Source organism: Mycobacterium parascrofulaceum ATCC BAA-614 (genome assembly GCF_000164135.1).
GTDB classification, from domain to species: domain Bacteria; phylum Actinomycetota; class Actinomycetes; order Mycobacteriales; family Mycobacteriaceae; genus Mycobacterium; species Mycobacterium parascrofulaceum.
In genome coordinates this window covers 155,112-165,056 of record NZ_GG770556.1, presented here as the reverse complement: position 1 = coordinate 165,056, position 9,945 = coordinate 155,112, and the positions used below count along the sequence as shown (strand labels likewise).

The window sequence follows — 9,945 nt, the reverse complement described above, 5'->3', positions numbered from 1 at the left end:
CGCGGTCGGTGTCGGTCGCGATGAAACCGGGCACACTCCAACCGGCATTGTTGACCAAGACGTCGATGCCGCCCCAACTATCGACCGAGACGCCAATTGCGGCCTCGGCTTGGTCGGGAGCCGTAAGATCACCTATCGCGACTTCGACCTCGGCGGCGCCCCTATCTTGCGCTTCGCGGCGAACCCGGTCCGCCTGAGCTTTATCGATATCGCTGATCACGATTCGAGCACCCTCCGAGGCGAACACATGCACGATGCCGCGTCCGATGTTCGAAGCGCCGCCGGTCACTACCACGCGGGCATCTTTCAGTCCAAGGTCCATTCCAAGCTCCTCAGTGGGGCGGCTGTTGTGACCGCCGTCATCTTAGTTTAACGTGGATTAGAAATAGGGGTAACTGGATTCGATAGAGAGAGGTCACGATGGCTGAGTCGTTGATCGACCAGTGCGCTCGCGCTACCACTGGCGGTGGCAGCGGCTCCGGCCGTCCGGCGCTACGACCGGGGATGGGGCTCGACGCCCACAGGGCGATAGCCGACGAGGGCGTCGGGTGAGGGGTACCGCTGATTTGGCCGAATTGACCGTTACCGTAATGCAGTTCACCGGAGGACCCAAGCGATGACGCTGGTGAGACGCGATGTCGTCGATGGAATAGCGTGGGTCACGCTCAATCGACCGGAGAAGCTCAATGCGATCAGCGTCGACCTGAACGAGGAATTGTCGCAGACCATCGTGGAGGTAGGTGACAACCCCGACGTCACTGTTGCCGTCATCCGGGGCGCCAACGGAAACTTCTGCGCGGGGGGCGATTTCGAGGAAGTAGAGCGCCTGCGGTCGAAGGGATCTGATGCGCTGCGGGAACTTTTCGTGGGGTTTCGGCGTGCGTGTGAAGCCATTGCCCGCGTCGAGGTTCCGGTCATCGCGGCGGTCGAGGGTGTCGCAATGGCCGGCGGTTTCGAGCTGATGCAAGCCGCAGACATTGCGCTGGTCAGCGACGACGCCAAAATCGCTGACAACCACATCAAGTTCGGCATGGTTCCCGGCGGCGGTAGCAGTCAGCGGCTGGCCCGGCTGGTGGGGCGTCAGCAGGCACTGGGACTGCTGCTCTCCGGCGATCGACTTTCCGGCGCCGAGGCGGTGCGCCACGGTTTGGCATATCGAAGTTTTCCGCAAGCCGGTTTCGACGAGGGCGTGAGACGGTTCGTCACCGCGTTGGCCGGGCGGCGCCGAGAGGCTGTCACGTCGATCAAGCGCCTCGTCTACGCCGGAGTCGAGGTGGCATCACCCCGCGGATTGGATGACGAAATCGACACGGTGGTCAACCACATCTGCGAGGGTGCCGGACAGAACGGGGCGGCCGCGTTCAGAGCGAGGAGTCAAACGATGAGCGTCAAAGAAACTGTGGCGCCGGTCGCCCTCGATGTCGCGGACGGCGTTGCCAGGCTGCGTCTGAACCGGCCAAAGGCGTCCAACGGGATGAATGTCGAGTTCCTCAAGGCCCTGCACGAGAAGGTGCTGGCGTGTCATGCGGATCCTGCGGTACGCGTGGTGTTGCTCACCGGCGAGGGGCGCAATTTCTGCGCCGGCGGCGATATTCACACCTTCGAGTCCAAGGGTGCAGATCTCCCCGATTATCTGCGCGAGGCCACGGCATGGCTGCAACTGGCCACTGCCGCGCTGATCCAGCTTCGGGCGCCGGTGGTGACGGCCGTCCAGGGCTTCGCTGCCGGGGGAGGCGGACTGGGATTGGTGTGCGCTTCCGACATCGTCATCTCGGCGCGATCAGCAAAATTCTTCTCCGGCGCGGTCCGGGTCGGCATGGCACCAGATGGTGGCTCATCAGTGACGCTGGCGCAATTGGTTGGTCTGCGGCAGGCGTTGCGGATCCTGCTGACCAATCCCACCCTGACAGCCGACGAGGCGCTTGATATCGGATTGATCACCGAGGTCGTCGACGATGACGAATTGCTCAATCGCGCAGAGGAATTGGCGGCCGAGCTGGCGACGCTGCCGAACCGCGCCCTGTCGGCCACCAAGCGCTTGGTATGGAGCGGATTGGGGTCGTCGGTCGAAGAACGCCTGGCCGAAGAGGCGCGCACGGTTTCCGAACTCTCCGGAACCGCCGACGCACTCGAGGGCCTGCGGGCTGTCATCGAACGCCGCAAGCCGAAATTCACCGGACAATGAACGCCGATTGTGTAGTCACCGAAGACCGCGGTGCGGTGCGGATCATCACCTTGAACCGGCCGGACAAGCGCAACGCCATCGATCTTCGGGTCCGAATCGAGCTTGCCGGCGCGTTCGAGCGCGCCGACGCCGACACCGCGATCCATGCAATCCTGCTCACAGGTGCGGGGCCGGCATTCTGCTCGGGTGGCGACATCACATCAATGCAACGTATGGAACCCGAGCCGGCGTTGGAACGGGCTCAGCTGGCACAGCAGGTGATTCGCGCGATTTGGAGAACCCCAAAGCCCGTCGTCGCCGCTTTGGAAGGCTCCGCCTACGGTGCGGGCGTCGCGCTCGCGGCCGCGTGCGACCGTGTGGTCGCCGCCCGAAACGTACGCTTTGCGACGACTTTCACCAATGTGGGCCTGGCGGGCGACATGGGCACCTTCGTCTCGCTGCCGGCCCGTGTCGGCGTGGCCCGCGCCCGGCAGATGCTGATGATGCCGACGCCGTTCGACGCGATCGAGGCATTGAGCATGGGTCTCGTCGACGCGCTCGCCGAGCCGGGATCTGCGTTACAAGCCGGATTAATCGACGCTGAGCGACTCGCCGCCGGTCCCACGCACGCTTACAGCGTAATCAAATCCCTACTTGCACACGGGTCTTCGATGGACCCGTTCGACGTCTTGGATCGCGAGGCTCAGCACCAGGCACAATTGTTCGGCACCGACGACTTCGCCGAGGGGATAGACGCTTTCCGCACCAAGCGACGACCGGAATTCGGAGCCCCGGCGCGGTGAGCGCGAAACTAGCGGGACGCCTCGACTGGTCGTACCTGGACGCCGACACCGGAACGGAGTTGGTGGACCACACCGTCGGCGGCCTGCTGACCGAACGTGCCCACACACACCACGATGTGGAGGCCTTGGTCGGCCCGCGTCATGGCGATGGAGCGCAGCTGCGATTCACGTACGGAGAGCTGCTCGATGAGGCCTCCCGGGTAGCGACCGCGCTGTCCCGGTTGACGCAGCCCGGTGATTATGTCGCGTTGTGGGCGCCGAATGTGGTGGAGTGGCCGGTAATTCAGTATGGCGCGGCCCTTGCCGGCGTGATCCTTGTCGCGCTCAACCCTGCGATGCGTGCCAGCGAACTGCGCTACGCGCTGCAGCATTCTGGTGCCTCGGTGCTGATCCATGCTGACCGCAGCCGCGACTACGACTGTGCCTCCGTCGTAGCCGAAATCGCCCAGTCGCTCCCGGCCTTGCGCACCATCAGCTTGTCGTCCCGACCGCAGTGGCGAGCTGACGCTGTCGACGGCGCGGTGATCGCCGCGGCTCCAACCGACCCTGATGAAGCAGTCATGCTGCAGTACACCTCGGGCACCACCGGCACGCCGAAAGGAGTACTGCTGCGCCACCGTTCGCTGATCAACGTCGCGAAGCTGACCGTCCAGTCTGCGGGCATCCCCGCCGGCGCAGTCACCGTGAACCCGCTGCCGATGTTTCACACCGCCGCCTGCGTGATCAGCACGCTGGGTCCGATGTGGATCGGCGGTACCGAGGTGCTGATCGGCCGGTTCGAGCCCACCGCGGTGCTGGAGACCCTGCGTCGCACACAGGCATCGGTGCTGTTCTTCGTACCCACGATACTGTCGAGTCTCGTCGCAGCGCAGCGCACCTCCACCAACCCTCCACCCCGCCTGTCCATCTGCCTCGGCGGGGCGTCCGCCGTATCGGCGGAGCTCATCGAGGCGACCGAACGCACTTTCGGCGCGGCAGTGGTGACCGTCTTCGGTCAGACCGAGCTGGCGTCGGTTCTCACTGCAACGCGGCCCGACGACGCCCGTGCCGACCAGCTCCATACCGTGGGTCGCGCACTGCCGCAGGTTGATTGCAAGGTCGTCGACCCGGCCACAGGTGCGGTCTTGCCGGTCGGGCAGCCGGGCGAGATCTGCGCGCGCGGCTACCAGCAGATGATCGCGTACCTGCACGATCCTAAGGCCACAGCTGCGACGGTTGATACGGACGGCTTTGTGCACACCGGCGATATCGGTGCCATGGACGAGCGTGGCTACCTGACCATCACCGGCCGGCTCAAAGAGCTGATCATCCGCGGTGGCGAGAACATCGCCCCAGCAGAAATCGAGGCATGTCTGTCCACGCATGACGCGAACGCCCGGGTGTGCGTCTTCGGTCTTCCCGATGACCGCTTGGGCGAAGTTGTGGGCGCGGTGATCGAGACCCAGGATCCGTCGCCGACAGATCTCGTTGATCGGTTGCATGCGCATGCGCGCAAACACTTGACACCGCACAAGGTTCCGCAGCGTTGGTTCTCCACTGAGGACCTTCCCAGAACGCCCACCGGCAAGGTGCGCAAGTTCGCCTTACCCGACCTCATCGCAAACGGTAGCGTGCGCGAGATCTCCCGAGAGGAGCCCCAAGAATGACTTCGTTGATCGAGTCAGCCTCCGCGACCGGCAGTCGCTACGACCAGTTGATCAAACGCGACAAGGTGCATGGATCGCTCTATACCGACCCCACCATCTTTGCCGAGGAGCTACGCAAAGTTTGGTATCGGTCCTGGGTTTTCGTCGGTCACGAGAGCGAGGTGTCCCAGGCGGGCGACTATGTGCGTAAGCGCCTCGGATTACAAGACGTCATCATGACCCGCGACCGCGACGGGCAGCTGCACCTACTGCTCAATCGCTGCGCGCACCGTGGCAACCAGGTCTGCGACGACGCCAAGGGCAACTCGTCAACCTTCCGTTGTCCATATCACGGATGGACCTACCGCAACGACGGTGAACTCGTAGGGTTCCCGTTCTTCAAGGGTTACGGCGAACGCAAGCTGGACTTGCCAATGGGCAGGGTGCCGCGAATGGATACCTACCGCGGGTTCGTGTTCGGCAGCTTCGCCGCCGACGGCCCCAGCCTTATCGAGCACCTCGGCGCAGCCGCCGGTGAGATAGACCGGCTAGTCAGGCTCTCGCCGGTGGGGAAAGTCCAGCTCACCGCCGGGTGGTTGCAGCATCAGACCCGTGCCAACTGGAAATTGTTGGCGGAGAACGAAACCGACGGCTATCACCCCCAGTTCGTGCACGGCTCGATCTTCGGCGTCACCGGTAGCCCGATCGGTCCTTTGTACAGCGAATCGTCGACCGCGGTGACCCGAGACCTGGGAAACGGTCATAGCGAAAACGACTTGCGGCCGGAGTTCCGCAAGTTCGCCCAGCCATTGCGGTGGTTCGGCACCAGCGAGGACCGGGTGCCCAACTATGTCGCGGCGATCCGCAAGCGATACGGCGATGCGGCAGATGAAATCCTCATCGAAGGTGGGCCGCACGTGATGATCTTCCCCAACCTGTTCATCGCGGAGATCCAGGTATTCAACATCCAACCGGTGTCGGTGGGTGAGTGCATCCAGTACTCCACGGCCGTGCAACTGGCCGGCGCGCCGGAGATGAACAAGCGCATGGTGTCGCAGTGCATGGGTTCGGTCGGGCCGGCCGGAATGCTGCTGGCCGACGACACCGAGATGTATGAGCGTAACCAACTGGGCCTGGAAAACCTGACGCCAGAATGGCTCGACGTTCGTCGTGGACTCAGTCGCGAAAGCGTCGACGAGAACGGCTTCACTATCGGCGGAGCCACCGATGAGACTGGGATGCGCGGGTTTTGGTCGCATTACAAGAGGCTGATGGAGACTGAATCGTGACGAGCACACGCGATGACGCCGCCACCGTAGGGCGACTGCCTGAGGGCTTCGACCGCTGGGAGGTCGAGCAATTCCTGTACCGGGAAGCGCGCTATGCAGACGAGTCCGACTACGACGCCTGGGAGGCGTTGTGGACCGATGACGCGCTCTACTGGGTTCCGGTCGCCTCGACCGACGATCCGCTGCGCGAGATGTCGGTGATCTACGACAACCGCAGTCGCATCGCGACTCGCCTCAAGCAGGTTCGCACCGGCAAGCGTTATGCCCAGGCGCCGCCGTCGAATCTTCGTCGTCTGCTGTCCAACATCGAAATCCTCGGTACTCAGCCAAATCCCAGCGGCGGAGTCGACTTGGAAGTGGGCGCCAACTTCATGGTGCTGGAATCGCGGGCGCGCGGCAATCACCTGTGGGGCGGCCGCGTCACGTACCGGGTACGTCGCCTGGACGGGGAGTTACGACTGGTGTACAAGAAGGTGGATCTGGTGGACAAAGACCGGCCGATTCCTACCCTCGGATTTCTGATCTGAGCCCTCGATGACAATTGAATTCGGCGACGGCGGTGCCGTCAGCGCGGCCGGTGTGGGTCCGGTTATCGCCAGTGAGTTCGCCCAAGTGTCAGTAAATTTCGATACCAGAGGTAATTCTCCGCGGCTGAGGTTGGAGGACCTTCGATCCGGTCGCGTGCGTTACCTCGATGCGTTGGAATTGGAGACCATCGTCTGGCTGCCTGAGGATCGATTGACCGCCCTGATGAATCCCTCGTCCGATCGTTGGCGGGGCGACGCGTGAGGCGCGCGGCGATAGTCAGCCCGCTGCGCACTGCCATCGGCGGCTTCGGCGGCACGCTACGGCCGTTGCGCGCCGAGGACCTCGCTGCGCGAGTGATCGACGCGGTCGTCGAGCACAGCGCCGTCGATCCGGCCGCCATCGAGGACGTCATATTCGCGCAGTCCTACGCGAATTCCGAGGCGCCCTGCATCGGACGGTGGGCCGCACTGCATGCCGGACTTCCGATCAGTGTCCCCGGTCTGCAGATCGACCGGCGCTGCGGTGGGGGACTGCAGGCGGTTGTCACCGCGGCGATGACAGTGCAGACCGGCGCCGCCGACGTCGTGCTGGCCGGCGGCGCCGAGTCGATGAGCAACATCGAGCACTACACCACGACGGCGAGGTGGGGATCCCGTTCGGGCAACCAGACTCTCTACGACCGCCTCGATCGCGGCCGCGAATTATCGCAGCCCCCCGCGCGATTCGGCCCGATCAGCGGCATGATCGAGACGGCCGAGAACCTGGCCACCGATTACAGCATCGACCGCGAAGCCGCCGACAGCTATGCCGCGCGCAGCCATCAACGCGCCGCGGCGGCCCAGCGGGCAGGCCTGTTCGACGAGGAGATCGTCGCGGTGCAGGTGCCGCAGCGTAAAGGCGACGCGCTGATTTTCGACCGCGACGAGGGCATCCGTCCAGACACCACATCGGACGCGCTGAGCCGCCTGCGCACAGTGATGCCCGACGGCACCGTTACCGCGGGCAACTCGAGCCAGCAGAACGACGCCGCGGCAGCCTGCCTGGTGGTGGCCGAAGATCGGCTGGACGATCTCGGCCTGGAACCGCTCGGCTATTTCGAGGGCTGGGCCGCCGTCGGTTGTGAGCCGTCACGGATGGGCATCGGCCCGGTCGGTGCAGTGGAAAAGCTATTCGGTCGAACAGGATTGAACTTCGATGACCTGGATCTGATCGAGCTGAACGAAGCGTTCGCGGTGCAGGTATTGGCGGTGCTGGCCGGATGGGGCGTCAAGCTCGACGACGTCGAAGACCGGCTGAACGTCAATGGCTCGGGCATTTCCCTGGGACACCCCATCGGCGCCACTGGGGTCCGCATACTCACCACGATGTTGCACGAGTTGCGCAGGCGCGGGGGCGATTTGGCATTGGAGACCATGTGTATCGGGGGCGGGCAGGGCATTGCCGCGATATTCCGCGGAGCGTCATCATGACCGGCGACCAGGGTGCGCGGCGAGTCGGCGTGAAGGTGGTGTGCCGATGAAGGGTCTGGTCGGCTACGCGGCATACCTGCCCCGCTACCGATTGGCCGGCGCCGACATCGGGCTACGTCGGGGAGACCGGGTAGTCGGTGGATTCGACGAGGACAGCACGACGATGGCAGTGGCGGCCGCAGCGTCGATACCCGGCGTACAGAACACCACTGCGCTGTATTTCGCTACTAGCACACCGGCTTACGCCGACAAGACCAACGCCACCGCGATCCACGCCGCGCTCGGTCTGGCCGAGGACAGCCTGGCCGTCGACTTCTGCGGGACGGGCCGAAGCGGGTTCGCGGCAGTCTTGGCCGCCGCGCGCGCCGGCGGCCTCGCGGTGAGCGCCGACATACGGGTGGGACGGCCCGGGTCGGCGGACGAGAAGCTTGGCGGCGACGGGGCGGCAGCATTGCTGTTCGGAGACAGCGATGAGGCTCTCGCCGAGGTCGTCGCTAGCACATCGCTGACAGCGGAATTTCTGGATCGTTGGCGCGCGGTTACTTCGGTGACTGGCGAGCAATGGGAGGAGCGTTTCGGTGCAGAGCGTTATGCGGCGCTCATCCGCGCCGCGGTCGAACGCGTTCTGAAAGCTGCCGGTGTAGCCGACGTTGACCACGTGGTGCTCGCCTGCCCGAATAGCGCGATCGTCAAGCGAGCGGCGACCCTGGTCAAAGGGGAGAAATCGGTGGTCACGTCGCCCATAGGCTTCTCGGGTGCCTGTGATGCCGCACTGGCACTGTGCAGCGTGCTCGATACCGCCGATGCGGGAGACACCATCCTTGTGTTGTGGGCAGTCGATGGCTGTGACGCGATGTTGTTGCGGGCGACGACCGCGCTGCCGGGCGCTCGTCAACCACAGCCGGTCACCCGGCAACGGGCCGACGGCCTGCCCGTCGCGCACTTGACGTACCTGTCATGGCGCGGGTTGGTGCAGATGGAACCCCCGCGCCGTCCGGAGCCGGACCGGCCCTCGGGCCCGGCGGCGCAGCGGTCTGCCTCGTGGAAGTTCGGCCTCAGCGGATCGTGCTGCGAGGCTTGCGGATTCGTTCATCTCCCACCGGGCCGCGTCTGTAAGAGTTGCGGCGCGACCGACCGGATGGGCACGATACCCGTTGCGGCCATGCGAGGGACCGTCGTTACCTACACCGTCGACCACCTGGCGTACTCGCCGTCGCCGCCCGTCGTGCAGGCCGTGGTAGACGTGTCCGGTGGTGGCCGATTCGCCTGCCAAGTTGCCGATGCCGAGCCGGAACGCATCCAGGTCGGCTCCACGGTGGGATTCACCTTCCGACGCCTGTACACCGCAGGCGACGTGCACAACTATTTCTGGAAAGCCCGATTGGACGGGAGCGGCGATGGCTAGCAGGGGAATAGCGGGCAAGGTCGCCGTCGTGGCGATGGGCTGCTCGCGATTCGGCGAACGGTGGGCCGACTCTGCCGACGACTTGCTGCTTGAGGCCTACAGCGAGTGCATGACGTCGGTTCCGGGCTTGAGCGCAAACGATATTGACGCCTACTGGCTGGGCACGTTGAGCTCGGGGATGTCGGGCCTGACGCTGAGCCGACCACTGGGAACCGACGACAAACCGGTGACTCGGGTGGAGAACATGTGCGCCAGCGGATCGGAGGCTTTCCGCAACGCCTGTTACGCGGTCGCCAGTGGTGCCTACGACGTGGCCATGGCCGTCGGGGTGGAGAAGCTCAAAGATTCCGGATTCTCCGGGTTGTTACGTCAAGATCCGCCCAGCGACGGCACCGCGCCCGAACTGTCGATGACGGCACCTGCGGCTTTCTCGCTGTTGGATCCGGCCTACTGCGCGAAGTACGGCACCCACGCCGACGAGATGCGTGCGGCGATGACTCACGTTGCCTGGAAGAACCACACCAACGGAGCCCGTAACCCCAAGGCGCAGTTCCGTACGACCGTCGCCAGGGAAACCATCGACAAGGCGCCGAAGGTGGCCGGACGGCTCGGCGTTTTCGACTGCTCTGGGGTGTCCGACGGTGCCGCCTGCGCAGTAATCG

The 9,945-nt window shown here is 64.5% G+C and carries 10 protein-coding genes and 1 pseudogene; 10 read left to right on the top strand and 1 reads right to left on the bottom strand.

The features are described 5' to 3' along the window. On the bottom strand, positions 1 to 322 hold a 322-nt coding region (locus tag HMPREF0591_RS31160), incomplete at its 3' end, for an SDR family NAD(P)-dependent oxidoreductase (protein WP_157137543.1). Positions 323 to 616: 294 nt separating this feature from the next. Between HMPREF0591_RS31160 and HMPREF0591_RS20655 the strand changes: the two are divergent. The 10 genes and pseudogenes from HMPREF0591_RS20655 to HMPREF0591_RS34010 form a co-directional block, all read left to right on the top strand. Continuing rightward, positions 617 to 1,372 (top strand): annotated as a pseudogene (locus HMPREF0591_RS20655) (enoyl-CoA hydratase/isomerase family protein); the annotation flags it as partial. 9 nt (positions 1,373 to 1,381) lie between these two features. Further along, positions 1,382 to 2,185 (top strand): enoyl-CoA hydratase/isomerase family protein, encoded by an 804-nt coding sequence (locus HMPREF0591_RS20650; protein ID WP_014711211.1) that lies wholly within the window; start codon positions 1,382 to 1,384, stop codon positions 2,183 to 2,185. Next, positions 2,182 to 2,967, top strand: coding sequence for an enoyl-CoA hydratase/isomerase family protein (locus tag HMPREF0591_RS20645; protein ID WP_007170563.1), 786 nt, complete (start codon positions 2,182 to 2,184; stop codon positions 2,965 to 2,967). Before HMPREF0591_RS20650 ends, HMPREF0591_RS20645 begins: the two co-directional genes overlap by 4 nt. After that, positions 2,964 to 4,613, top strand: a complete 1,650-nt coding sequence (locus tag HMPREF0591_RS20640; protein ID WP_007170562.1) for a class I adenylate-forming enzyme family protein — start codon at positions 2,964 to 2,966, stop codon at positions 4,611 to 4,613. The genes HMPREF0591_RS20645 and HMPREF0591_RS20640 overlap by 4 nt, the downstream gene beginning before the upstream one ends. After that, positions 4,610 to 5,881 (top strand): aromatic ring-hydroxylating oxygenase subunit alpha, encoded by a 1,272-nt coding sequence (locus HMPREF0591_RS20635; protein ID WP_007170561.1) that lies wholly within the window; start codon positions 4,610 to 4,612, stop codon positions 5,879 to 5,881. Before HMPREF0591_RS20640 ends, HMPREF0591_RS20635 begins: the two co-directional genes overlap by 4 nt. After that, on the top strand, positions 5,878 to 6,408 hold the full coding sequence (locus HMPREF0591_RS20630) for an aromatic-ring-hydroxylating dioxygenase subunit beta (RefSeq protein ID WP_007170560.1): 531 nt from the start codon (positions 5,878 to 5,880) through the stop codon (positions 6,406 to 6,408). The genes HMPREF0591_RS20635 and HMPREF0591_RS20630 overlap by 4 nt, the downstream gene beginning before the upstream one ends. A gap of 7 nt (positions 6,409 to 6,415) precedes the next feature. Further along, entirely contained in the window at positions 6,416 to 6,670 is a 255-nt protein-coding gene (locus HMPREF0591_RS20625) for a hypothetical protein (RefSeq protein WP_007170559.1), read from the top strand. After that, the gene (locus tag HMPREF0591_RS20620) at positions 6,667 to 7,878 is read left to right on the top strand and encodes an acetyl-CoA C-acetyltransferase (protein ID WP_007170558.1); all 1,212 of its coding nucleotides are present in this window, start codon (positions 6,667 to 6,669) and stop codon (positions 7,876 to 7,878) included. Before HMPREF0591_RS20625 ends, HMPREF0591_RS20620 begins: the two co-directional genes overlap by 4 nt. 46 nt (positions 7,879 to 7,924) lie before the next feature. Further along, entirely contained in the window at positions 7,925 to 9,283 is a 1,359-nt protein-coding gene (locus HMPREF0591_RS20615) for an OB-fold domain-containing protein (protein ID WP_007170557.1), read from the top strand. Further along, positions 9,276 to 9,945, top strand: a 670-nt coding sequence (locus HMPREF0591_RS34010) for a thiolase family protein (protein WP_007170556.1), incomplete at its 3' end; no start/stop codon positions are given. The genes HMPREF0591_RS20615 and HMPREF0591_RS34010, both read left to right, overlap by 8 nt.